Source organism: Sphingosinithalassobacter sp. CS137, from assembly GCF_014334115.1.
Lineage (GTDB): Bacteria > Pseudomonadota > Alphaproteobacteria > Sphingomonadales > Sphingomonadaceae > Sphingomonas.
Window position 1 is genome coordinate 1,657,501 of the sequence record NZ_CP060494.1, and the last position, 24,331, is coordinate 1,681,831.

The 24,331-nt window shown below is 67.5% G+C and carries 22 protein-coding genes; 11 read left to right on the plus strand and 11 right to left on the minus strand.

What is annotated here, in order from left to right; genetic code table 11:
* Positions 1-3: 3 nt before the first annotated feature.
* Positions 4-1,170 (plus strand): PQQ-dependent sugar dehydrogenase, encoded by a 1,167-nt coding sequence (locus tag H7V21_RS08190; RefSeq protein WP_188053045.1) that lies wholly within the window; start codon positions 4-6, stop codon positions 1,168-1,170.
* Between the two features lie 9 nt (positions 1,171-1,179).
* Here the strand turns inward: H7V21_RS08190 and H7V21_RS08195 are convergent, their stop codons facing one another.
* A complete protein-coding gene (locus H7V21_RS08195) occupies positions 1,180-1,554 on the minus strand; it encodes a PaaI family thioesterase (protein ID WP_188053046.1) in 375 nt (124 codons plus the stop codon).
* Between the two features lies 1 nt (position 1,555).
* Positions 1,556-2,002: a PaaI family thioesterase gene (locus H7V21_RS08200; RefSeq protein ID WP_188053047.1), complete on the minus strand. Its 447-nt coding sequence runs from the start codon at positions 2,000-2,002 to the stop codon at positions 1,556-1,558.
* Between the two features lie 141 nt (positions 2,003-2,143).
* Between H7V21_RS08200 and H7V21_RS08205 the strand changes: the two genes are divergently transcribed.
* From H7V21_RS08205 to H7V21_RS08235, 7 genes are all read left to right on the plus strand, one after another.
* Positions 2,144-2,296: a hypothetical protein gene (locus tag H7V21_RS08205; protein ID WP_188053048.1), complete on the plus strand. Its 153-nt coding sequence runs from the start codon at positions 2,144-2,146 to the stop codon at positions 2,294-2,296.
* A 3-nt stretch (positions 2,297-2,299) separates the two neighbouring features.
* Positions 2,300-3,259, plus strand: coding sequence for a hypothetical protein (locus H7V21_RS08210; RefSeq protein WP_188053049.1), 960 nt, complete (start codon positions 2,300-2,302; stop codon positions 3,257-3,259).
* Positions 3,247-4,218, plus strand: coding sequence for a transposase (locus H7V21_RS08215; protein WP_188053050.1), 972 nt, complete (start codon positions 3,247-3,249; stop codon positions 4,216-4,218). Before H7V21_RS08210 ends, H7V21_RS08215 begins: the two co-directional genes overlap by 13 nt.
* A 47-nt stretch (positions 4,219-4,265) precedes the next feature.
* Positions 4,266-4,883 carry a response regulator transcription factor gene (locus H7V21_RS08220; protein WP_262503774.1) on the plus strand — a complete coding sequence of 206 codons (618 nt, stop codon included), beginning with the start codon at positions 4,266-4,268 and terminating at the stop codon, positions 4,881-4,883.
* Between the two features lie 32 nt (positions 4,884-4,915).
* Positions 4,916-5,701, plus strand: a complete 786-nt coding sequence (locus H7V21_RS08225; protein ID WP_188053051.1) for a crotonase/enoyl-CoA hydratase family protein — start codon at positions 4,916-4,918, stop codon at positions 5,699-5,701.
* A 127-nt stretch (positions 5,702-5,828) separates the two neighbouring features.
* A complete protein-coding gene (locus H7V21_RS08230) occupies positions 5,829-7,025 on the plus strand; it encodes an acetyl-CoA C-acyltransferase (RefSeq protein ID WP_188053052.1) in 1,197 nt (398 codons plus the stop codon).
* Positions 7,026-7,115: 90 nt separating this feature from the next.
* On the plus strand, positions 7,116-7,835 hold the full coding sequence (locus tag H7V21_RS08235) for an SDR family NAD(P)-dependent oxidoreductase (RefSeq protein WP_262504078.1): 720 nt from the start codon (positions 7,116-7,118) through the stop codon (positions 7,833-7,835).
* A gap of 73 nt (positions 7,836-7,908) precedes the next feature.
* Here the strand turns inward: H7V21_RS08235 and H7V21_RS08240 are convergent, their stop codons facing one another.
* The 7 genes from H7V21_RS08240 to H7V21_RS08270 form a co-directional block, all read right to left on the minus strand.
* The gene (locus H7V21_RS08240) at positions 7,909-8,085 is read right to left on the minus strand and encodes a DUF4169 family protein (RefSeq protein WP_188053053.1); all 177 of its coding nucleotides are present in this window, start codon (positions 8,083-8,085) and stop codon (positions 7,909-7,911) included.
* Positions 8,085-9,365 carry a dihydrolipoamide acetyltransferase family protein gene (locus H7V21_RS08245; protein WP_188053054.1) on the minus strand — a complete coding sequence of 427 codons (1,281 nt, stop codon included), beginning with the start codon at positions 9,363-9,365 and terminating at the stop codon, positions 8,085-8,087. The genes H7V21_RS08240 and H7V21_RS08245 overlap by 1 nt, the downstream gene beginning before the upstream one ends.
* A 1-nt stretch (position 9,366) precedes the next feature.
* The gene (locus H7V21_RS08250; protein ID WP_188056431.1) at positions 9,367-10,371 is read right to left on the minus strand and encodes an alpha-ketoacid dehydrogenase subunit beta; all 1,005 of its coding nucleotides are present in this window, start codon (positions 10,369-10,371) and stop codon (positions 9,367-9,369) included.
* Between the two features lie 65 nt (positions 10,372-10,436).
* Positions 10,437-11,285 (minus strand): serine aminopeptidase domain-containing protein, encoded by an 849-nt coding sequence (locus H7V21_RS08255; RefSeq protein ID WP_188053055.1) that lies wholly within the window; start codon positions 11,283-11,285, stop codon positions 10,437-10,439.
* Positions 11,286-11,314: 29 nt separating this feature from the next.
* Entirely contained in the window at positions 11,315-12,601 is a 1,287-nt protein-coding gene (locus H7V21_RS08260) for a 3-methyl-2-oxobutanoate dehydrogenase (2-methylpropanoyl-transferring) subunit alpha (RefSeq protein ID WP_188053056.1), read from the minus strand.
* 160 nt (positions 12,602-12,761) lie between these two features.
* The gene (locus H7V21_RS08265) at positions 12,762-14,933 is read right to left on the minus strand and encodes a M3 family metallopeptidase (protein WP_262503775.1); all 2,172 of its coding nucleotides are present in this window, start codon (positions 14,931-14,933) and stop codon (positions 12,762-12,764) included.
* Between the two features lie 88 nt (positions 14,934-15,021).
* Positions 15,022-15,456 (minus strand): ion channel, encoded by a 435-nt coding sequence (locus tag H7V21_RS08270; RefSeq protein WP_188053057.1) that lies wholly within the window; start codon positions 15,454-15,456, stop codon positions 15,022-15,024.
* Positions 15,457-15,589: 133 nt separating this feature from the next.
* Between H7V21_RS08270 and H7V21_RS08275 the strand changes: the two genes are divergently transcribed.
* The 3 genes from H7V21_RS08275 to H7V21_RS08285 are packed head-to-tail and all read left to right on the plus strand — an operon-like array spanning position 15,590 to position 21,405.
* The gene (locus H7V21_RS08275; protein ID WP_188053058.1) at positions 15,590-16,336 is read left to right on the plus strand and encodes an ImuA family protein; all 747 of its coding nucleotides are present in this window, start codon (positions 15,590-15,592) and stop codon (positions 16,334-16,336) included.
* Positions 16,254-18,116, plus strand: a complete 1,863-nt coding sequence (locus tag H7V21_RS08280; protein ID WP_188053059.1) for a Y-family DNA polymerase — start codon at positions 16,254-16,256, stop codon at positions 18,114-18,116. The genes H7V21_RS08275 and H7V21_RS08280 overlap by 83 nt, the downstream gene beginning before the upstream one ends.
* A gap of 43 nt (positions 18,117-18,159) precedes the next feature.
* Positions 18,160-21,405: an error-prone DNA polymerase gene (locus H7V21_RS08285; protein ID WP_188053060.1), complete on the plus strand. Its 3,246-nt coding sequence runs from the start codon at positions 18,160-18,162 to the stop codon at positions 21,403-21,405.
* A 133-nt stretch (positions 21,406-21,538) separates the two neighbouring features.
* Here H7V21_RS08285 and treF read toward each other — a convergent pair whose 3' ends face one another.
* Both treF and H7V21_RS08295 read right to left on the minus strand, forming a co-directional pair.
* A complete protein-coding gene (treF, locus tag H7V21_RS08290; RefSeq protein WP_188053061.1) occupies positions 21,539-23,179 on the minus strand; it encodes an alpha,alpha-trehalase TreF in 1,641 nt (546 codons plus the stop codon).
* Positions 23,180-23,279: 100 nt separating this feature from the next.
* Entirely contained in the window at positions 23,280-24,287 is a 1,008-nt protein-coding gene (locus tag H7V21_RS08295) for a fumarylacetoacetate hydrolase family protein (RefSeq protein ID WP_188053062.1), read from the minus strand.
* Positions 24,288-24,331: the final 44 nt, after the last annotated feature.

The following is a 24,331-nucleotide window of genomic DNA, read 5'->3' on the forward strand; positions in this document are numbered from 1 at the left end:
TCGATGCGCCGCTTCTCCGCCGCCGCCGCTGCCTTCACGCTGATCGCCTGCACCTCGGGCACTCCCGGCAACTCGCAGGATCCTGCTCCGGTCGGAACCACGCCCGCGCCCGTCGCGCAGGATGGGCGCCCGTTCACGGTCACTCGGGTCGCCGATTTCGACTCGCCCTGGGCGATGGATTTCCTGCCCGACGGCCGCATGCTGATCACCGAAAAGGCGGGGACGCTTTACCTCGTCTCGGCCGACGGGCAGCAGCGCCAGGCGGTGGCAGGCATCCCGACGGTCGACAGCGCCGGTCAGGGCGGGCTGATGGATGTCGTGCTCCATCCCGATTTCGCGCAGAACCGGCTGGTCTATTTCAGCTTCTCGGAAGCCGGCGAGGGCGGCAAGGGCGTGGTGCTCGCGCGCGGTACTTTGGAAACCGGGGACTCGCCGCGGCTGGCGGACGTCGAGCGGCTGTTCCAGGCGACTCCCTATGTGCCGGGCGACGGCCATTATTCGGGCCGGATCGCCTTTTCTCCGGATGGCCAGCATCTCTTCTTCACCAACGGCGACCGGCAAAAGCTCGAGCCCGCTCAGGACAAGACCGGCACCTTGGGCAAGGTGCTGCGTCTCACGCCCGATGGCGATCCGGCGCCCGGCAATCCGCTCGCCAGCCAGGGCTTTCATCCGGCGGTCTGGTCCTACGGCCATCGCAATCTGCTCGGCATCGCCTTCGACGATGCGGGCAATCTGTGGGAACAGGAAATGGGGCCGCGCGGCGGCGACGAGGTCAATCTGATCCGGCCGGGGCAGAATTACGGCTGGCCCGTCGTCTCGAACGGCGACCATTACGACGGCCGGCCCATCCCCGATCACGGCACCATGCCCGATCGCGATTTCGTTCCGCCCCAGGCCTCCTGGAATCCGGTGATCTCGCCTGCCGGGCTGATGATCTATTCGGGTCAGCTGTGGCCGCAATGGGATGGCGACATCTTCCTCGGCGGCCTTTCCAGCCAGTCGCTGGTGCGCGTCGACGTCAATGGCACCAGCGCCTCCAAGGGCGACCAGTGGGACATGGGGACGCGCATCCGCGACGTGGCGGAAGGCCCCGATGGCGCGATCTGGCTGCTCGAGGACGGGGGGCGCGGCGCGAACGGCGCGCTGATGAAGCTGACGCCGCCGTCCTGAGCGGAGCGCTCAGCGCTGGAGCAAATAGTTCATCCGCGCCGCGGCGATCGGCTTGTCGGGATCGTCCTGCCAGGCCGTCGCCTCGACATTGGCGACGCGGGTGCCCAGCCGAGTGACCACGCCCTTTGCACGGGTCGGTTTGTCGCGGCCGCCGCGCATGAAGTCGACCGTCACGTTGATCGGCTTCACTTGCGCCTCTTCCTCGCCGAGCGCCTGCTGAAGCGCCCCGATCGCCGCCATTTCCAGCAATCCGCCGATCGCGCCGCCGTGCAGGAAGCCCGGCCGCCCGAGCACGTCCTCGGCGAACGGCATGACGAAGGTCGGCGCCTCGGCGCCCGGTTCCTCGGTCAGGCCCAACAGCGCGGCGTAGGGGGGAAGCGTCATCTCAGATCCCGGTGGTCATGAAGGTGCCGGCGACATGGGCGAGCGGATCGTCGGGGTCGCCGTCATGCGCCTGACCGCGAACGAAGCCGATGTTGCGAGTCACGCGATAGCATTCGCCGCGCCCGATCACCGTCCGGCCGGGGGTCGCCGGGCGCAGATAGTCGATCCGCAGGTCGAGCGTCGCATGCGGCAGAAAGGCGCCGCGGCGCAGCCAAACCGCGAAGCTGGTCGCCATGTCCATCAGCGCGATCACCGGCCCCGAAGCGACCACTCCGGTCTCCGGCTGGCCGATCTGGTCCGGATCATAGGGCAGTTCCAGTTCGGCCCAGTCGGCGCCATGGGCGCGATAGCGAATGCCGAGCCGACCGCCATGGCCGCCGAACCCGCTGCGCGCCAGGCGCTCGGGGTCGAAGGAAGGCATCGGGCTGGGCGGGGCATTGTTGGTCATCGCCTCCGCCGTAGCGCGGCCCCGGGCGCCGCGCAAACCGAAGGACGGGCGCCAAGATTACATCGATTTAACTAAGCGCCGGCGCTGGTCGGGCCTAGCCTGCCGCCGCGCCGGCATCCACGCCGCGCCAAAGGGGGAACGATGGCACCGGTACAGATCGGGATCGGCGAGATCGCCGAGCTTGGAACGCAGGTCGGCATGTACGGCAGCGTCCGCGCCGGCGAGGTCATGATGGACGATGTGTTCGAGATGATCGTCGCGATCGCCAATCTGATTTACGAGCTCTACCCCTAGGCCATGCCCGGCATGTCTAGGGCAGTGCGCGAGGCGATCGCCGCTGCCCGCGAGCCTTCGCTCGACGCCGGACGCCGCTGGCGCGGCGGCCCGGAGATGCAGGCGCTCGCCGCGGCCTTCGCCGACTGCCCGCTCGATCGCGCCGAACCCGCCGCCGACCGGGCCGAGACGCTGTTCGCCGACATCGGCTGGATCGAAGCGCTACTCGCACCGCTTGTCGGAGCGCTCGCCGGGGATCCGTTCTTTGAGCCGCCGTTCAAGGCGAGCCGCGACTCAGTACGCACCGGCATCGTCCTGTTCGACTGCCCCGTCGCCTCGATCAGCGCCAGCGTGTTGCGGGCCGATGCCCTGGCAGCAGCCCCGGCACCCGGGACAGCCGTGGTCTCCGGCCGCATCGTCGTGACGCACTATTTCCGGGCGGGCGGCGCGGTGCTCCGCCGATGGGAGGCCGAGCCGCTGGCGCCGGATTTCACTGCCGCGACTGCGCCGCCGTGCCGTCCGCTGCCGCCGACTCGTCTCCTCGACGGCGACGTGATCCGCACCGACGGGCGAACACGGGCCCAGCTTGTGACTGGTGCCACCCGTGATCTGGCGACGCTCGTCGCCACCATCCGCGCCGGCGCCGCGCCGCTGATCCGCGAATATGACGTCGAAAGCGGCGCACTGGTTCGGGTCGCCAGCGCCGATGACGGCGCCTCGCGAACCGAAATGCTGCTGACCTTCCTTCGCAATGCCCGCCGCACCGACGCCGGTCCCCAGTTCGACGCGGCGACGCACGACCCGGCCTTTCACGCCCGCTGGGCGGCGATGCGAGAATGGCTCGCGCTCGACGCAGCCGCCGCGCTGCCCCGGCTGGAGACGATGGCGGCGCAGGACCCGAATTCGGAAGTTCGGGCTGCCGCCGCAGCCACGCTTCGGAATGTACGGCTCCGCGTCGCGGAGGCGCGCCGATGCCGCGCCTGATCGATCCCGGACGAGGCGGCGCGATCGGACTCAATGATCTGATCGAGGCGCTCGAGACGACTCCCTTCGACGTCCGGGACGAGGATAGCTTTGCCGGCCTGGGTCCGCTGCTTGCGCGGCTTGGCCGCAACCGCGACTTCCTCGCCGACCTCGCGATCGCGGAGCTCAAGACGCGCTGCGAGGCGCAGTCGGCGTCGTCGGGCTATGGACCGCAGGTCTTCCTGCTGCGCCCGCCGAACGGTCGATACGTGCTTCGCGCAAATTTCTGGCCCGCCCGCGACGAGCCGGTCACGCGCGCCAGCGGCACGGCCGCCTTCTTCTACGATCTGCCGCACGACCATAATTTTTCGTTCCTCACCTACGGCTATTTCGGGCCGGGCTATTGGAGCGACTATTACGAATATGATCCCGATCTCCGCGTCGGACTCCCGGGGGAGCACGCCGGGCTGCGGCTCATCGAACGCGCCCGGCTCGAACCGGAGCGGCTGATGCTCTACCGCCGCAGCCGCGACATCCATGTCCAGCTTCCGCCCGAAGCCTTCTCGGTATCGCTCAACATCCTTGGGTCGGACCCGGCGCAACCCTGGATCGACCAATACCGCTTCGACATCAGTAGCGGCACTTTCGCCGAAGCGCTCACCTGCACCGCCGCCGAGGCACTTCTGACGCTGGCGGCGCAGTTCGGTGGCGAAGGATCGGAGCGTGCGCGCGATTTCGCACGACGCCACCCCTGCGATCGAATGCGCCTCACGGCCGTGACGGCGCTCGCCGCCGCCGCGCCTGATCCGGTTGCCGCGCACGCCATATTCGTCACGGCGGCCGATTCATCGAGTGGGCTGGTCGCGGGGCATGCCCGCCAGCGGCTGGCAGCGATGGAAGCGCTTCAGAGGCGTTCGGCTCCGGAACGGACGCAACCGCCATTGGGGTCGGGCGGAGAGGCGCTAGCAGGGACGGCGTGATCGAAATCCTCCAGTGCGATGTCGATGTCCCAAAACTCGGTGCGGCATTGCAGCGCCGCGGCATCTGCGCGACGACGCTGCCGCGGCATCGGCTCGACGCTAAGCTCGACCAAGGCGCGCCCGCCGCCGTTCTGCTGGGTTCGCGCGGCGAAAATCTCGGCGCGGAGATAGCGACGGTTCGTCATCGATGGGGTGGGCCACTGCTGATCGCGCTGAAGCCCGGCACCATGGCTTGTCCGGCCGAAGCGCTGGATGCCGGCGCAGACGATGTTGTCGGCCTTCCCGCCGCGATCTGCGAGATCGCCGCCCGGGTCGCGGCACGGCTACGTCCGCGACCCGAATTGCCGCTACAGATCGGCGAACTGCGTATCGAGCGCGCCGAACGGCGCGTGGCGCGGGCAGGCAAGCCCGTGCCGCTGCTGCCGCGCGAATACGCGCTCCTGCTACACTTGGCGCATCGGCCGGGCGCCTGCGTGAGCCGCAGCGAACTGCTCGGAGCCGTATGGGGACTGGATTTCGACCCCGGCACGAATGTAGTCGAGGTTCACGTCTCGCGCCTGCGGGCGAAGCTCGATCGCGGATTCTCGCGGCCCATGCTGCTGACCGAGCGGAGGCGCGGCTATCGGCTTGACCCCATCGTTGCCGCCGCGCCCCCGCCGCGATAGCGTTCGGGAGGAGTCGAGCGGAGAGGGAAATCATGGCCGAAGAACGCGTCACCGTGACGATTGCAGACAGTGTTGCCGACGTCCGGCTCGCGCGCGCCGACAAGCTCAATGCGCTCGACCCCGCGATGTTCGATGCGATCATCGCGACGATCGAGCAGCTCGGCGAGGCGAAGGGAGTGCGCGCGGTTGTGCTCAGTGGCGAAGGCCGCGGCTTCTGCGCCGGGCTCGACCTCGCCAGCATGGCGGGAATCGGCTCGGACGTCGATCTGGCCGCACGTACCCATGGCGACGCGAACCGGTTTCAGCAGGTTGCCTGGGGCTGGCGCATGCTGCCGGTTCCGGTGATTGCCGCGGTGCACGGCATTGCCTTCGGTGGCGGGCTTCAGGTCGCGAGCGGTGCCGATATCCGGATCGCGGCGCCGGACAGCCGGTTCTCCGTGATGGAGCTCAAATGGGGCATCGTGCCCGATATGGCGGGGTTCGCACTATGGCGCGGGCTGGTCCGCGACGACGTGCTGCGTGAACTCGTCTATACCGCCCGCGAGTTCGATGCCGAAGAAGCGCTGCGCCACGGCTTCGTCACACGCCTTGCCGCCGATCCGCGCGCCGCGGCGATGGAACTGGCGCGCGCGATCGCCGGCCGCAATCCCGAAGCGATCCGCGGCGCGAAGCGTCTGGCCAATACAATGGCCGAAGGTACTGCCTCTTCGATCCTGCCTGCGGAGAGCGCCGAACAACAGGCGGTGATGCGGACGCCCAACCAGATGGAAGCGGTCCGGGCCAACATGGAAAAGCGTGCGCCGGTGTTCACCGACTAGCACGATCGATTCACAGCTCCCCGCTAGGCGCACCGCACCCTGCCGCGTCGCGCCCAACCGGCCGTTTCCTTCTTCGGCGAAATGGCCTAGAAGGCCGTACCCGAAATTCGAAACGTTGAGAGAGCCCATGCGCGAAGCCGCCGTCGTCGCCACTGCCCGCACCGGAATCGGGAAAGCCTATCGCGGCTATTTCAACGATACCGAGGCACCGGTGCTCGCCGCTCACGTGATGAACGCCGCGGCCGAGCGCGCCGGGATCGATCCGGCGCGCATCGACGACATCTTCTGGGGTGTCGGCAACCAATGGGGCACCACCGGCGCAAATGCCGGGCGCATGGCGGTGTTTGCGGCAGGTTGGCCCAACACGGTTCCGGCGTTCACGCTCGACCGCAAGTGCGGCTCGGGCCTTACCGCACTGGCGCTCGCCGCCCGCTCGATCATGTGCGACGAGATCGACGTCGCGCTCGCCGGCGGCATGGAGTCGATCAGCCATACCGTAACCAAGGATGCGCCGCGCTATCCCAACAGGTCGGTGCTCGAAAAAGAGCCTGCAGCCTATATCCCGATGATCGAGACGGCGGAGATCGTTGCCGAGCGCTATGGCATCAGCCGGGAAGCGCAGGATGCGTTCGCGGCTGCCAGCCAGCAGCGCGCCTCCGCCGGACTTGAGAATGGCGCCTTCGCCGAAGAGATCGCGCCGATCACGGTCGAGAAAGCGGTGTTCGACAAGCAGGGCAATCGCACCGGCACCGAAACCGTGACCGTCACTCGGGACGAAGGCATCCGCGCGGGCACCACGGCCGACGTTCTCGGCGGGCTCAAGACCGTCTGGAAGGACGGAGAGTTCGTGAAGGAAGGCAAGCACGTCACGGCGGGCAATGCGAGCCAGTTGTCGGACGGCGCGGCGGCGCAGATCGTGATGGATCGCAAGACGGCGGAAGCCGAGGGCAAGGACATCCTGGGCATCTACCGCGGCTTTCAGGTCGCCGGCTGCGGGCCCGAGGAGATGGGAATCGGGCCGGTATTCGCGATTCCCAAGCTGCTCGACCGCGCGGGGCTTTCTGTCGCCGACATCGGCCTCTGGGAACTTAACGAGGCGTTCGCCAGCCAGTGTCTCTATTGCCGCGACGCGCTCGGCATCGATCCCGAAAAGTATAACGTCAACGGCGGCGCGATCGCGATCGGACACCCGTTTGGCATGACCGGCAGCCGATTGGTCGGACACGCGCTGATCGAAGGGCGCAAGCGCGGGGTGCGCTGGGTCGTCGTTTCGATGTGCACCGCAGGCGGCATGGGGGCAGCGGGGCTCTTCGAAATCGTCTAGGCTTGCCCGGGCGAATCGCGGGAGGTTGCGATTACCAAGGGCACCGCACTTGTCACAGGCGCCTCCTCGGGCCTCGGTACCGAGTTCGCGCTGGCGCTGGCCGAGCGTGGGCACGATCTCATCCTCACCGCGCGTCGCGCCGAGCGGCTCGAGGATCTCGCGCAGCGGCTGCGCTCCCGCCACGGCGTGGCCGCAACCACGATCCCATGCGACCTCGCGCGCACCGGGGCCGCGGAGAGGCTGATCGGCCAAATCGCCAAGCGCGGACTGGCAGTGAACCTGCTGGTGAACAACGCCGGCTTCGGGTTTCGCGGGCCGTTCGTCGAGATGGATCCTGTACAGCTCGCTCGGATGGTCGATCTCAACTGCCGCGCCGTGATGGAGCTTTGCCGGCTGGTGCTGCCGGGCATGGTGCAGATGCGATCGGGCGCAATCCTGAACGTCGCGTCGGTGGCGGCAGTGCTGCCGGGACCATGGATGGCGAGCTATTACGCGACCAAGGCGTTCGTCCTCAGCCTTTCCGAGGCGCTCCACGAGGAAGTGCGGCGCCACGGCGTTTCGGTCAGTGCGCTGTGCCCGGGACCGGTGGCGACTGAATTCGGCGATCTGTCGGGCCTGTCGCAGAGCGCCTTGTTCCGCCGCGCTGCCGAACCGGCCGAACAAGTGGTGCGCGCCGGGCTCACGGCGCTCGATGCGAACCGGGCCGTGGCATTCCCGGGCGCCCGCACGAAGCTGGTCGCGGCGAGCACAAGGCTGATGCCGCGCGGAGCGCTGCGCCGGATCACCGGCGCGTTCCAGCAACGGCGTTAGGCGCCGCCCTCGCGACGGCGCGGAGCAGCTTCGTTTCGCGCCGCCAGCGCGGGATCACTCACCGGCGTGACCGTCAGTCCTCGCGCCGTGCGCCCGCTAGAGTCCGCTCCAGCTTCGCGTGCGCAGCCGCCTCGGCCGCGCGCTCCCCCTTGGTCCGGCCGTGCAGCGCACGGTTGGCGGCTGCCTTCGCCTCATGATCCCGCCGCGCCTTCGCCTTGCGCACCTGCCGCAGCTTCACCACCTCGACCATCAGTCGGCGAACAGCAGCACCGGGGTTTCGAGCAGCTTCTTCAGCGCCTGGACATAGCTCGCTGCATCATAGCCGTCGACGACGCGGTGATCGCAGCTGATCGACAGGTTCATCAGCTTGGCACGGACGATGTCGTCGCCCTGGAACACGGGTCGCTCCACGATCTTGTTGGGACCGATGATCGCGACCTCGGGCCGGTTAATCACCGGTGTGGTCGCGATTCCGCCCAGCGGCCCAAGCGAGGTGACCGTTATGGTGCCGCCCGAAAGTTCCTCGGATTTGGCCTTGCCGGTGCGCGCTGCCTCGGCCAAGCGGCCGATCTCGCTCGCGAGCTGCCAGACATTCTTGTCCTGCGCGTCGCGGATCACCGGCACCATCAGCCCCGCATCGGTCTGGGTCGCCATGCCCATGTGCACTCGGCCCGACCGCGTCACCACCCCGCCCTCGTCGTCATAGCGCGCGTTGAGCATCGGGAAGTCGGGGAGGGTGCGGCAGATCGCCACGATCAGGAACGGCAGCATGGTGAGCTTGGGCCGGTCGCCGCGATTGGCATTGAGGTCCGCGCGCATCTCCTCCAGCGCAGTCACGTCGATTTCGTCGACATAGGTGAAGTGCGGGATGTTGCGCTTCGATGCAGCCATGTTCTCGGCAATGCGGCGGCGCATGCCGATCACCTTCACCTGCTGATCGTCGCGCGCGCGGCTGACGTGCGGCGCGTGATAGCCTTGCCCGGAGCCGTAGCGCAGATAGGAATCGAGATCCGCGTGGCGGATCCGGCCCTCCTCGGACGGCTTCACCTGCGACAAATCGACCCCCAGGTCCGCGGCACGCTTGCGAACCGCCGGCGAGGCGAGGACGGGATGTTCCTCTCGCGGCTTAGCCGGAGCCTGCTCTCCCGCGCTCTCGGCGGGAGCGGGAGCGGGCGAAGGAGCGGGCGCCGGCGAAGCGACCGGCGCGACCTCCGCGGGGCTTTCTTCCTCGACGCCCGGCGTCTCCGCCGCGACCTGTTCCTCGACCTCCTCTTCGACATCCACGTCGTCTTCGGTCTCGATCACCACCAGTGCAGAGCCGATCGGAATCAAGTCGCCCGCTTCGCCCGCCAGCTCGACCACCGTGCCGGCGACCGGCGACTCCATCTCGACCGTCGCCTTGTCGGTCATCATGTCGGCGAGCCGGCCATCTTCCTCGACCCGATCGCCGACCGCGATGTGCCACTCCACGATCTCGGCTTCGGAAATGCCTTCGCCAATGTCCGGCAGGCGGAAAGTGAAGCGTGCCATGTCAGTCCTTCAGGATTTTCTTGAGCGCCTGGCCGATGCGGACGGGGCCCGGAAAATAGGCCCACTCCAGGCTGTGCGGATACGGAGTGTCGAAGCCGGTGACGCGTTCGATCGGCGCCTCGAGATGATAGAAGCAGCGCTCCTGCACTACCGCCGCCAACTCCGCGCCGAACCCCTGGGTTCGAGTGGCTTCGTGAACGATCATGCAGCGTCCGGTCTTCTTCACGCTCTCGACGATCGTGTCGACGTCGAGCGGCATCAGCGTGCGCAGGTCGATGATTTCGGCATCGACGCCCGCTTCGGCGACGGTGTTCGCCACCACATGAACCATGGTGCCGTAGCAGAGGATCGTCAGTGCCTCTCCTTCGCGCACAACCGCCGCCTTGCCGAGCGGGATGCGGTAATAGCCGGTGGGCACCTCGCCGCCCGGGTGGCTTCCCCAATTTTTCGCGGGGCTGTCGTACTTGCCGTCGAAAGGACCGTTGTAGATGCGCTTGGGCTCGAAGAAGATGACCGGGTCATTGTCCTCGATGCATGCGATCAGCAGCCCCTTGGCATCATAGGGCGTGGCCGGAATCACGGTCTTCAGCCCAGAGACGTGCGTGAAGATGCCCTCGGGCGACTGGCTGTGCGTCTGCCCGCCGAAGATGCCGCCGCCGAACGGCGAGCGCACGGTCAACGGCGCGATGAACTCGCCCGCCGAGCGATAGCGCAGTCGCGCAGCTTCGGAGACGAGCTGGTCGAGCGCGGGATAGATATAGTCGGCGAACTGGATTTCCGGCACCGGGCGCAGGCCATAGGCGCCCATGCCGATCGCCACGCCCACGATCCCGCACTCGGTGATCGGCGTATCGAATACCCGCTCCTTGCCGTATTTGTCCTGCAGGCCCGCGGTCGCACGGAACACGCCGCCGAAATAGCCGACGTCCTCGCCCATCACGACGACGCTGGAGTCGCGCTCCATCATCACGTCCATGGCGCTGTTGATCGCCTGGATCATGTTCATTCGCGCGGTGTCGCCCTCGCGCTCGGGGGTGGGAGCGATGCGTGCTTCCTGGGTGGCTATGTCGGTCATTCGGCACTCTCGGGCGTGATAAATTGGTCGCCTTGGGCGGGCTGCCAAGCGGCGAGCGCCGCGCGCGCAGCGGCGTCGTCCAGGCCATAGCCGCGCAGGAACAGGCGCACCGCGGGCATGGCGCGCGCGAGCATCTCCGGATTGTCGACCAGCACGTGATCGCCATCCTGCAGCACAAGACCATAGGCAGGCGCCGGACTGGTCTGAACCGGCAGGAGATGGTCCTGGGGAGTGCTGGCGTACCCCATTTCGCTCGGAATCACGTCTTCGGTTCCCGTCACCGCAAGAACCGGCACTTCAAGGGTCGAATAGGCGTCGGGCTGGATCAGGCCGGGAATTTTGCCCGGAGTGGAGAAGGCGAGCGCCGCACGCACCTCAGGTACGCGGAGCGGCATTAGGCCTCCGAGAGCGCCGCCCTCTCCCAGCGAGACCAGGGAGCCGAAACTATGCCCCACGGCGACGATCGGAAGACCTTCGAACATACGGGCAGCATAGTCGCGTGCTGCCCGCATATCGGCGAAACGCTCGATGAAACCCTGCTGCGGCGTGAACGCCGCCCGATCCTCATATCGCACCGAATCGACGTGGAGCGGCGCGAGCACAGCGAAGCCCTCCGCCGTCAGCGCGTCCACGAGGTGCGCATAGCGTTCGGGCCAGGACCCGAAGCCGGTGGAGAACAGCACTACGCCTCGCGGCTCCGCGGGCGCCCAGACCGTCAGCGTGGTGCTGCGCTCGGTGGAAACCTGAAGCGGCACGGTGTTCGCGGGAAGAGCCGTCTGGGACTCCTGGGCCACCGCCTGCGCAAGAGCTGGGTGCGGCGCCAGGCCGAGGAGCGCGGCGGCCACCGCTGCCAGGAATGGGTGAACCGTCCGAGTCACCGCTTTGGCCCCGGACGGCCCGCGGCCGCTTCCTCGTCGAGCATCTGCTGCATCTGTTCCTTCAGATGCCAGGGCATTTCCTCGTATACGCCCTCGAACATCGTCTCGAACTTCTGGTGCATGCCATGGCCCAGGATGCCGTTCTTCTCGGCCTCCTTCTGCGTCTTGCGCACCATCTCGGCGAGTTCGAGATCCTGCGCGGCATGGCGCTCCTCGTCCCATTCGCCCAGTGCGATCAGATGCTCCTTGAGCCGCTTCACCGGATCGCCCAGCGGCCAGGCAGTCGCCTCCTGCGCACTGCGATAGGCGCTCGGATCGTCCGACGTGGAATGGCCCTCGGCGCGATAGGTGAAATGCTCGATCAGCGTGGGACCCTGATTGGTCCGCGCCCGCTCGGCGGCCCATTGGGTCGCTGCATAGACGGCGAGCGGATCGTTGCCATCGATGCGCAGCCCGGCGATGCCATAGCCGATCGCGCGCGCGGCGAAGGTGGTCGCCTCGGCGCCGGCGAAGCCCGAGAAGCTGGAGATCGCCCACTGGTTGTTGACTACGTTGAGGATCACCGGCGCGCGATAGACCGCGGCAAAGGTGCAGGCCGAATGGAAGTCGCCCTCGGCAGTCGATCCCTCGCCGCACCAGGTCGCGGCGATGCGGCTGTCGCCCTTCGCCGCACTCGCCATCGCCCAGCCGACTGCCTGCGGATATTGCGTCGCGAGATTGCCCGAGATCGAGAAGAAGCCCTTCTCGCGATCCGAATACATGATCGGCAGCTGCTTGCCCTGCAGCTTGTCGCCCTTGTTCGAATAGATCTGATTCATCATCTCGATCAGCGGATAGCCGCGCGTGATGAGAATCCCCTGCTGGCGATAGCTGGGGAAACACATGTCGTCCTGCGCCAGCGCCATCGCGGCCGCCACCGCAACGGCCTCCTCGCCGGTCGACTTCATGTAGAAGCTGGTCTTGCCCTGGCGCTGCGCGCGGAACATCCGCTCGTCGAAGGCGCGGGTCAGCGCCATGTTGCGCAGCATGATGCGCAGCGTATCGGGGTCGAGCCGCGGATCCCAAGGGCCCACCGCCTGCCCGTCGTCGCCCAGAACGCGAACGAGCGTATAGGCAAGCTGGTGGAACTCGGCTGGATCGGCAGCGGAATCGGGGCGCGACGCGCTCCCCGCCGCGGGAACGTCGACGTCGCTGAAGTCGACTTCATCGCCGGGCCGGAACTTGGGTTCCGGCACGTGCAGCGACAGCTTCGGAAGGTTGGAGCGCTGAGGAGCGGCAGGCATGAACTCTCCGGATTAAACCGCGTCGTCCTATGGAACGCGCGGAATCGACTTTCCGTGCCTGTTATAAAATTTCAACGGCGCTGTCGAGTAGGTCAGCAGGACTGACCTGACGCTGCACCTGCGAAAAGGCGGCCCGGCACCGCCGGACCGCCCACTCGTGTCACTCGCCGGTCGGAAAGCCGCGGCGGCGGAACAGCGCCTGCACGTCCGGATCGCGCCCGCGGAACGCGCGATAGGCCGCCTTGCGGTCGGTTTCGTTGCCGGTCGACAACAGCGTGTCGCGGAAGCGCTGCGCGGTAGCTGGATCCCAGACATTGCCGGTCGCCTCGAACGCGGCCCAGGTGTCGGCGTCCATCGTCTCCGACCAGAGGTAGGAGTAATAGCCCGCCGAATAGGAGTCGCTCGAGAACAGATGATTGAATTGCGGCAGGCGGTGGCGCATCACGATCTCGCGCGGCATGCCGATCTCGGCCAGCGTCTCGCGCTCGAACGCATCGACGTCGGTCACCGGCTCGCTGCGGTCATGCAGCTTCATGTCGACGATCGCGCTCGCCAGATATTCGACCGTGTCGAAGCCCTGGTTGAAGGTCGAGGAAGCCTCGATCTTGTCGACCAGCTCCTGCGGCATCGGTGCGCCAGTCTGGTAATGGCGCGCATAGCGATCGAGCACGTCGCGCGTCAGCAGCCAATTCTCGTTCACCTGGCTCGGATATTCCACGAAATCGCGCGGCGTGCCGGCCAGCCCCGGATAATAAACGTCCGACAGGAAGCTGTGCAGCGCATGGCCGAATTCGTGGAACAGCGTCGTCGCGTCATCGAGGCTGATCAGCGTCGGCTCGCCCTCGGCGCCTTCGGTGAAGTTGTTGTTGTTCGAGGCCAGCACGATGTCTTCGCCGCGCAGTCCGCTGCGGCTGCGATAGCTCGTCGCCCAGGCGCCCGAGCGCTTCCCCGACCGCGCGAAATTGTCGAGGTAGAAGACTCCGATCGCCTCGCCGCTCTTGTTATCGGTGACTTCGAAGGTGCGCACGTCGGGGTGAAAGACGGGAATCGTCCCCGTATTCTCCTCGAAGCTGATGTCGTAGAGCCGCCCGGCCGAATAAAAGGCCGCGTCGACGATATTGTCTAGCTGGAGATACGGCTTCACTTCGCTTTCATCGAGGTCATACTTCGCCTTGCGCACCTTCTCGGCATAGAAGCGATAGTCCCAGGGCTCGATCACGATGTCGGCGCCTTCCTGATCGGCGAGCGCCTGCATGTCGGCAACCTCCTCGCGCACCCGGGCGACCGCCGCGGGCCACACCGCCATCATCAGCTCGGTGGCGGCGGCGGGAGTTTCCGCCATGGTGTCGTCCATGCGGTAATAGGCATGGTTCTCGAAGCCGAGCAGCTCGGCGCGCTCCTGCCGCAGCGCCAGGATCTGCGCGATCGTCTGGTTGGTGTCGTTCGCGCCGCCATTGTCGCCGCGATCGACATAGGCGCGCCACACCTGCTCGCGCAGGTCGCGCCGCGTGGAATACATCAGAAAGGGCTGCATCGACGAGCGGGTGTTCTTCACCGCCCATTGGTCGGGCTGGCCGCGCTCGATCGCCTCGGCTTTCAGCGAGGCCGCGAAGCTTTCGGGCAGGCCGGCGAGATCGTCCTGCGACTCGAGGAAGATTGCAGTCTCCTCATCGGCCAGCACCTTCTGGCTGAAATCGGCGTAGAGGCCGGCCAGTTCCTGATTGATGCGGCTGATTTCGGCCTTCTGCTCGGCGTTCAGCAACGCGCCGGACGTGACATAATCGCGATAGGTGCGCTCGAGCAGCCGCATCTGCTGCGGCGTGAGGTTCGCCTGCTCGCGATTGTCGTACACGGCCTTTACGCGCGCGAACATCTCGGGATCGAGGCTGAGCTCGGTGAAGAAGGCGGAGAGCTTCGGGCTCCATTCGCGCGCGATCGCCTGCACTTCTGGAGTGGCGAGATTCGACTGGTACACGCCCCATGCCGAGAAGAGCCGGCCGAGCTGCGCGCCCGAGCGCTCCTGCGCCTCGATCGTGTTTTCGAAGGTGGGCGCCGCCGGATTGTCGCGGATCGCCGCGAACTCGGTGCGCGCATTCGCCATCGCAGCCTCGAAGGCGGCTGGGAACATGTCGGCAGTGATGCGGTCCCAGGGCGGCACGCCGTCATAAGGGCCGGTCCAGGGTTCGAGCAGCGGCGCCGGGTCGACAGCCGCCTGCTGAGTGGTGGCGGTCTCGGCAGGTTCGGTTTGCAGAGCCGTGGCCGTTGCAGGGCTGGTCATGGTCATGAGCGCCGAGGTCGTGGCGAGAAGCGCGATCCGCAAGCGGAAGGACATTCATTTCTCCGGAATTCTGGAACAATGGGTGGTATAGTAGGACAAGGCGCCTGAATGGCAACTGAGCGCCCCGTGGACGTCCTGGGTCTCAGTCCTTGCGCCATTGATCGCCCCAGACCGAATAGATGAAGGTCGCCGACCAGGTGATGATCATGAACCCGCCCAGCGACTGCATCATGCTTACGAGCCGGATCGGTCCGTCGGTCTTGAGTTCGGTATAGCCCAATGTGGCGAAGTTGATTCCCGAGAAGTAGAGATAGTCGCTCCAGGTGCGCGGATAGGTGTCCGCAAGTTCGCCGAACATCGGCCAGCGCGCGATCTCGTAATAGACGCCGGCGAACAGCGCGATTTCGAAGAGGTGGAGCAGCAGGAGCGCGGGAAAGAGAGTGAGCATCGAAAGATGCGCCTTCTTATTGGGATCGGGCGTGATCCGGCGCGTCGCGAGGATACCATAGTGGTGGATGATGCCGAGCAGACCCACCAATCCCACACCCAGCGCGAGCGCGATGAAATCATCCTGCATGATCTTCCCCTGTTTCACGGCAGCCGTGAGAGGCCAACGCGGCAGGCGCGGCAGGGGCTCCGAACGGCGTTGACTCTCCGGCAGGTTGGAACAGAATAGGAACAATTGTTCCGATTCGAGTCGTTTGTTCCACATGGCCGATGCCGCCGCTCTCGCCGACCTCCGCGAAACCCTACGTTCGATCGAGACGCAGGGCTTTCGAAAGCGCCCCGTGCTGCCCTTCGGAATCGGCGCGGTCGATGCAAAGCTGGCGAGCACCGGCCTGCGGCTCGACGCCCTGCACGAAATCGCCGGCGCGACTCCCGATCTGGCCGATGATGCTTCCGCCACGCTGTTCCTCAGCGGGATCGCCGGGCGCGCCTTCGGCCCGGTGCTCTGGGTCGTGCGGCGGCGGGACCTGTTTGCACCCGGCCTTGCCCAGGCAGGGCTCGAGGCGCGGCGCGTGCTTTATGCCGAGGCTTCCGACGACGCCGAGGTGCTGGCGCTGATGGAGGAAGGGCTGCGCCACCGCGGCCTGGGCGCAGTGATCGGCGAAGTGAAGCGTGCGCACATGACCGCGACGCGCCGGCTGCAACTCGCAGCCGAAGGTGGGCGAACGATCGCGCTGCTGCTCAAGCGGCATGGGCGGAGCGGGGGCAATCCGCTGGGCGCGCCTTCGGCTGCGGTGACGCGCTGGCGCATCGGCGCGGCCCCATCGACTCCGCTGCCGGTGGAAGGCGTGGGCCGTGCGCGCTGGAAGGTTTCGCTCGTCCGCCAAAAGGGCGGCGAGCCTGCGGACTGGATTTTGGAGGCGTGCGATGAAACGGGTCGCTGCGCTCTACCTGCCAAACTGGCCGATCGACCGGCTGCGGCAGGCGGAGCGGACCGCCGCGCCGCCTGAGCGCCGCGGTACAGTGGATGCCGCTCCGCTGGCAGCAGCGGCAGCGACGGAGCGGCTGAACGCCTGTTCGGTACCGCGCGAGGCGGGATTCCGCCCTGGCGCCCGCTGGGCACGCGCCGAACGCGCCAAAGAGATCGACGCGCTGCCGGCGCACCAGCGGCCCAGAATGCGCGAGCTCGGCCGCCGCAGCGAAGCGGCGGAGCATCCGTTCAAAGCTGCGCACGCGGAAAACGGGCGAGGAGGAGCCCATCCACCGGTTTCCCCATTGCGAAAAGCAACCCTGCCTCTCGTCACGTCGCATCGTGTCGGCACCCGCACCCTCGTCGCCACCGCATGCCCGGCTGCTCGTGCGCTCGGGATCGTGCCCGGCATGGCGCTTACAAGCGCCCGCGCGCAGCTTCCCGGACTCGAAGTGCATCCTGCCGATCCACAGGGCGACGCGGAAGCGCTCCGCCGCCTTGCCGTTCTTGCGGCGCGGCGCTGGTCGCCGCTGGTCGCACGCGCCGGCGAACACGGCCTGTTCCTCGATCTCACCGGCGTGGCACATCTGTTCGGCGGCGAAGAGGCGATGGCACGGCGCATCCTGCGTCTGCTGACGCGGCGCGGCTATGCTGCGCGCATCGCCGTGGCCGACACGGCGGGCGCGGCATGGGCGCTGGTCACCCGGATGCCGGAGCCGGTCTTGCTCTGCCCTCCGGGTGCGCACCGCACCGCGATCGCCGCACTTCCACCAGAGGCGCTGCGCATAGCGTCCACCGCAGTCGAACTGCTCCGCCGGCTGGGCGTCGATCGCATCGGCACGCTCGCGGCCATGCCGCGCGCGCCGCTGGTCCGCCGTTTCGGCCGCGGCCTCGCCGAACGGCTCGACCAAGCGCTGGGGCTCGCTCCCGAGCCGCTCGATCCGATCATCCCGCAGGAACATATTCTCGCCGGTCACCGCTTCGCCGAACCGGTCCTGAGCGCCGAAGGCATCGCCTTTTGGCTCGGCCAGCTGGTGCCTGAGCTCGCCAACGCATTGGCGCAGGCGGGGCTCGGCGCACGGCGCATCGAGTTCGTCGCCGAACGCATCGACGGGGTTCCACAGCGCATTCGCATCGGCCTTGCCCGCGCCAGCCGCGACCCTGCGCATCTCGTGCGGCTACTCGCCCGCCGCATCGAGGAGATCGAACCCGGCTTCGGCATCGATTCGATCACACTTCATGTCCGGCGTGCCGAACCGCTGGGTCCCTCTTCCTTTTCCGACCGGCTCGACGCCGAGGACAGCGTGCCCGATCTGGCGCCGCTGGTCGATACGCTGGCGACCCGCATCGGCGCCGCGCATATGTGGCGCATGCGCGCCGTGGAAAGCGACGTACCCGAGCGCTCCGCGGCGCACGGGCCGGTGCTCGATCCGCCCGCTCCCCCTGTCGAGCGCCGGCGCATCGACGACGTGCGCCAACTCGATACCGGCGCGGCGCTGCCGCCCTGGCATGCACGCTGGCCGCGCCCGACTCGGCTGTTGCACCGTCCCGAGCAAGTCGATGACGTGCTCGCGCTGCTTCCGGATCAGCCGCCGCGCCGCTTCACCTGGCGTGGCGAAACGCATCGCATCGTCCGCGCCGATGGTCCCGAGCGCATCCATGGCGAATGGTGGAAGCGGCTGAGCGAGGTACATGCCACGCGCGACTATTATCGCGTCGAGGACGAGCAGGGCCGCCGCTACTGGCTGTTCCGCCGCGGCGACGGCGAGCGCGCGGTGAGCGGCGACATGCGTTGGTATCTGCACGGCGTTTTCGGGTGACGCACTGCAAGTCCTTCTCTCCGGTGGAGAGGAGCAGGGCGGCATGACCTACTCCGAGCTTCAGGTCACGACGCACTTCTCCTTCCTGCGCGGCGCCTCGTCGTGCGAGGAGCTGTTCGCGATGGCGGCGGCGATGGAGATGCCTGCGCTAGGCATCACCGACCGCAACTCCGTCGCCGGAATCGTTCGCGCGCTGGTCGCCGCCGAACAGACCGGCGTGCGGCTGGTTGCGGGATGCCGACTCGATCTCGTCAGCGGCCATTCGCTGCTCGTCTGGCCGCAGGATCGCGCCGCCTGGAGCCGGCTCACGCGTCTTCTCACGCTCGGCAAGCATCGCGCCGACACACAACGCGGTGAAAAGGGACAGTGCTTCCTCCACTGGGACGATATTGCGCAGCATGGCAACGGGCTGGTCGCGGCGCTGGTGCCGGGCCTGGCCGATTTCGGGGATGCTGTGGCGCTGCGCTGGATGGCCCACATCTTCGGTGCCGACGGCCATGTAGCGCTCAGCCACCATCGCCGTCCGAATGATGCGCTGCGCCTTCACCGGCTGAGCGAGGCCGCGCGCGCGCACGGGCTGACGCCGCTCGCCACGGGCGACGTGCTCTATCACCATCCCGACCGGCGCATGCTGCAGGACGTGGTCACCGCAATCCGCGAGAAGGCCACGATCGACACGCTCGGCTTCGCCCGCGAGCGCCATTCCGACCGCCACCTGAAACCGCCTGCCGAGATGGCGCGCCGTTTCGCGGCGCATCCCGAGGCGCTCACCGCAGTCGAGGTGATCGTCGAGCGCTGCACCTTTTCGCCGCGCGAGCTGCAGTATCAGTACCCCGACGAAATCGTGATGTCGGGCCGAACTCCGCAACAGGCGCTGGAAAAGCTCGCCCGCGAGGCGCTGGCCAGGCGATTTCCCGACGCACCCCGCTACGCCGCGCAGCTCGAACACGAGCTCAGCCTTGTCGCGCAGCTCGACTATGCGCCCTATTTCCTCACCGTCCATTCGATCGTCGAATATGCGCGCAGCCAGGGGATATTGTGCCAAGGACGCGGTTCGGCCGCCAATTCGATGATCTGCTATCTGCTCGACATCACGTCGATCGATCCGGTGCAGCACGAGCTGCTGTTCGAGCGCTTCGTTTCGACCGAGCGCAAGGAGCCGCCCGACATCGACGTCGATTTCGAGCATGAGCGGCGCGAGGAAGTGATCCAGTGGATCTACCAGACCTACGGCCGCGATCATGCCGCGCTGACCGCCGTCGTCAGCCGCTTCCGCAGTCGCGGCGCCGTGCGGGAGGTGGGCAAGGTGCTGGGCCTGCCTGAAGACCTCACCGGAGCGCTGGCGGGTCAAGTCTGGGGCTGGTCTTCCGAAGGTGTCGAGCAGCGCCATGTCGAGGCGCTGAACCTCGACGCCACCGATCCGCGGATCGCACTGACGCTCGATCTCGCGCGCCAGCTGATCGGCACGCCGCGCCACTTGTCGCAGCATCCCGGCGGTTTCGTCCTCACCCGCGACCGGCTCGACGATCTGGTGCCGATCGAACCCGCCTCGATGCCCGATCGCTGGGTGGTCGAATGGGAGAAGGAGGATATCGAGGAGCTCGGCTTCATGAAGGTCGACATCCTCGGGCTCGGCATGCTGGGCTGCATGCGGCGCGCGTTCGAGCTGCTCGAGGAACACAAGGGGCTGCGCGTGGGCATGGCCGACCTGCAAGACGACGATCCCGCCGTGTACGAGATGATCCAGCGCGCCGACACGCTGGGCGTGTTCCAGATCGAAAGCCGCGCGCAGATGGCGATGCTGCCGCGGATGAAGCCAAAGGAATTCTACGATCTCGTCATAGAAGTGGCGATCGTGCGACCCGGGCCGATCCAGGGCGACATGGTGCATCCCTATCTGCGCCGGCGCGAAGGCAAGGAGAAGGAGGAATACCCCTCCGAGGAACTGCGCGCGGTGCTCCAGAAGACCAAGGGCGTCCCGCTGTTCCAGGAACAGGCGATGAAGGTGGCGATCGTCGGCGCGGGCTTCACCGCGGCCGAAGCCGATGCGCTGCGGCGATCGATGGCGACGTTCAAGTTCACCGGCGGCGTGAGCCATTTCCGCGACAAGCTGGTCGAGGGAATGGTCGCGCGCGGCTATGCCCGCGACTTTGCCGAGCGCACCTTCAAGCAGATCGAGGGCTTCGGCAGCTACGGCTTTCCCGAAAGCCACGCGGCGAGCTTCGCCAAGATCGCCTATGCGAGCTGCTGGATGAAGCACCACCATCCCGACATCTTCTGCGCGGCGCTGCTCAATGCGCAGCCGATGGGATTCTATGCACCCGCTCAGATCGTGCGCGACGCGCGCGAGCACGGCGTCGTGGTGCGTGCCGTGTGCGTCAACGCCAGCCGATGGGACACGCTGGCGGAGGATGGCCCCGAAGACGGGCTGCTGCCCCTGCGGCTCGGCATGCGGATCGTCCATGGCCTGTCGAACCAGGATGCCGCGCGTATCCTGGGCGCGCGCAGCGAACGGCCGTTCGCCAGCGTCGAGGACATGTGGCGGCGATCGGGCGTTCCGCTCGCCGCACTGGAGAAGCTCGCCCGCGCCGACGCCTTCGCATCGCTGGGGCTCGACCGGCGCCAGGCGCTCTGGGCGATCAAGGGATTGGGCGAGAAGCCGCTGCCGCTGTTCGCCGCCGCCGATGCGCTGGAACGCGGGGAAGAGGCGCCGGTGGCGCTCGACCCGCTATCGGCCGGCCGCGAAGTGGTGGAGGATTATCGCACGACCCAGCTGTCGCTGCGGGCGCATCCGCTGCACTTCCTGCGTGACCAGCTGGCGGCGGAGCGGGTGGTCCGCTGCGCCGACCTCGCCCGGATGAAGGACGGCGCGCGAGTGGACGTGGCGGGCGTGATCCTCGTCCGCCAGAAGCCGGGCAGCGCCAAGGGCGTGCTGTTCATCACCATCGAGGACGAGACCGGCACCGCCAATGCGATCGTCTGGCCCGACCGGTTCGAGGCGCAGCGCCGGACCATCATGTCCGCCGCGATGATCTCGATCCGCGGGCGCGTGCAGCGCGAGGGCATCGTGATCCACGTCATCACCGACCGGATCGTCGACCGATCGGAAATGCTGCGCAACATCGGCGACCTCGACCTGCCCGACCTCACCGGCCCCGGCGACGGAGCGCATCGCGGCGGCCCCGACCAGCGCGACCGGATTCGCCCGCGCGACCTGTATTTCAAGCCGCACGCCAATGGCACGGACCCCGAAGAGGCGATTCGATTCAAGTCGCGCGACTTCCATTGAGTCGCCGCTTCGCTTCGCGGTTTTCGCACTAATTCTTTGCGAAAATTTCCTTCAGCCGATCCTTTGTTGCGCAAGCCCGGTCGCGCGAGGCGAGCATGGCAGATTCGCGCCGTGTAGGACAGCGCCGCCGCGCCTATTCGCCGGGCAACCCATATTCGGCGATCAGCGCGCGCGTGACGCCGTTCGTCCAGCCGAAGCCGTCCTGCAGCGGATATTCGCCGCCACCGCCCGGCCGAACCGCCTCGACATCATATTTTTCGACGAGCTTGCCGGTCTCGCGATAGGTGCGGACCACCGTGCCGAGGAAGCGGTCGGCGACCGCCCGCGCCAGTTCGGGATGGCCGGTGCGGCGCAGCCCCTCGACCGCGATCCACTGGAGCGGCGGCCAGCCGTTGGGCGCATCCCATTGCTGGCCCGTGTCGACCGTCGTCGTGCGCAGCCCGCCGGGCGCGAGCAGGCTCGCCTCGACCACCGCCGCCACGGCATCGGCACGCGGCCCGCCCTCGATCACGCCAGTGAACAGCGGATAGAGCGTCGCCGCGGTCACGCCCGGTCGGATCCCGCCGCGCGCAATATCCCAGTCGCCGTAACGCCCCTCGCCTTCGCTCCACAGCCAGCGCTCGATCGCCACCCGGCGCGCTTCGGCGGCGCGCGCATAGCGATCGCCGCACGCCGTATCGCCGAGCGCCCAGCACCGCTCGGCGATCGCGCTCTCGAGCCCATAGAGCAGGCTGTTGAGATCGACCGGCACGATGTTGGTGGTGTCGATGCTCGCCAGCGTGCGGCCGTCCGCCAGCCAGCGCGACGAAAAATCCCAGCCGCTTTCGGCGCCAGCGCGCAAATGGCGATAGACCTCCGCCGCGGCCCGTCCGCTTTCGGCCGCCGTTTCGACGTCCTCGCGATAGCTTTCGTCGCGCGGCGTGTCCCGATCGTCCCAATAGCGGTTGAGCAGCGCGCCGTCGGGCATCCGCACGACACGCGCCGCCGCCGGAGCCGAATCGCCGAGCCGATCGGCGCCGCGCATCCAGAAATCATGCTCGGCCCGGAGCGCCGCCAGCCGGGCCTCGAGCACCGCCCGGTCCTGCTCGGCGGACAGCTCGGCCATCAAATAGAGGAAGGGCGGCTGCGACCGGCTGACGTAATAGGTGCGCGTGCCGTTCGGCACATGGCCGAAGCGATCGACCAGCGAAGTGAAATCGGCGAGCATCGATTCGATGAGATCGTGGCGCCCGTCGCGCGCGAGCCCGAGCATCGTGAAATAGCTGTCCCAGTAATAAAGCTCGCGGAAGCGCCCGCCGGGCACGACGAACGGCTCGGGCAGCGCCAGCGCCGAACTGCCGCGCTCGGGCACGACCGGCGGCTTGGTGAGATGCGCCCAGAGCGCGCCGATATGCGATTCGAGCGGCAGCGCCGGGCCGCGCCGCACGAGCGACGGCGTCGGCTGGGCATCGGCCGCGGGCAGATCGAAATTGTCGAGGACGAAGCGGCGCAGCGCGGCGTCGTCTCCGTCGAAATCGCGTTCGCGCCACGCCGCCAGGATCGCCGCGGGCTCGCGCCGTGGAACGGCATCGACGAAGGTCTTCCCGTCCGGGAAGATGCGGCGCATCTGCACCTGGACGAACAGATCGCCGTAGAGATCGGCCGGGGTCGCGACCGAAGCGGTGTCGGCCGTCGCCGCGACCAGCGCGAGCGGCGCCTGGGGCCCGGCGCAGGCCGCGGGAAGCGATGCCGCTAGAAATGCTGCCACTGGCTTCAACCAAAACGAGAGGCGCATGCGCGACTCCTGTGGTTCGTCCCTCTCCTGTTTCAGCCGCTCGCGCGACCGCCCCACCCCCTTCACAGGCTCAGGACGAATCGAGCGAGGGCAGAGTCCTTTATAGGGCAGTCACCGTCTGCTCGATCACCCCGAAAACGGGGTGGTGACGATCGTCTTCGGCCCAGATGCGCACCGTATCGCCGGCCTTCAGGAATGAGGTTTCCGGTTTTCCACGGAGGATCGTCTCGACGGTGCGCACTTCGGCGAGGCACGAATAGCCGACGCCGCCGTCGGCGATCGGCTTGCCCGGGCCGCCATCGGCATCGCGGTTAGAGACGGTGCCCGAGCCGATGATCGTGCCGGCACCGAGGTTTCGCGTTTTGGCGGCATGCGCGATCAGCGTGCCGAAATCGAAGGTCATGTCCTCGCCCGCCTCGGCGCGGCCGAACGGTTCGCCGTTCAAATCGACCATCAGCTTGCGATGGAGCTTGCCGTCGCGCCACCAGTCGCCGAGCGCATCGGGCGTGACGAACACCGGCGACATCGCGCTGGCCGGCTTGGACTGGAAGAAGCCGAAGCCCTTGGCGAGCTCGCCGGGGATCAGGTTGCGCAGCGACACGTCGTTGGTGAGGCCGACGAGGCGGACGTGATCGAGCGCGTCCCGCGCCGAGACCCCCATCGGCACGTCGCCGGTGACGACCACCACCTCGGCCTCGAGATCGCAGCCCCAGCTTTCGTCCTTGAGCGGGATATCGTCGCGCGGGCCGAGGAAGCCATCGGACCCGCCCTGATACATCAGCGGATCGTGCCAGAAGCTCTCGGGCATTTCGGCGCCGCGCGCCTGGCGGACGAGCGCGACGTGATTCACATAGGCCGAGCCGTCGGCCCATTGAAAGGCGCGCGGCAGCGGCGCCGCCGCTTCGCGCTCGTGAAAGCGCTCGCGCGGGATCGCCTCATGGTTGAGGTCGGTCGCGAGGTTGCGCAGATCGCCCTCCAGCCGATCCCAATCGTCGAGCGCGGCCTGCAGCGTCGGTGCGACCGCGCCGGCATCGGCATACCAGGCGAGATCGTCGGAGACGATGACGAGGCGGCCGTCGCGACCGTGCTTCAGGCTGGCGAGTTTCATGCGGTGTTTCTCCTCTCTTGCCATTCACATAGGGGCCTGCGCGA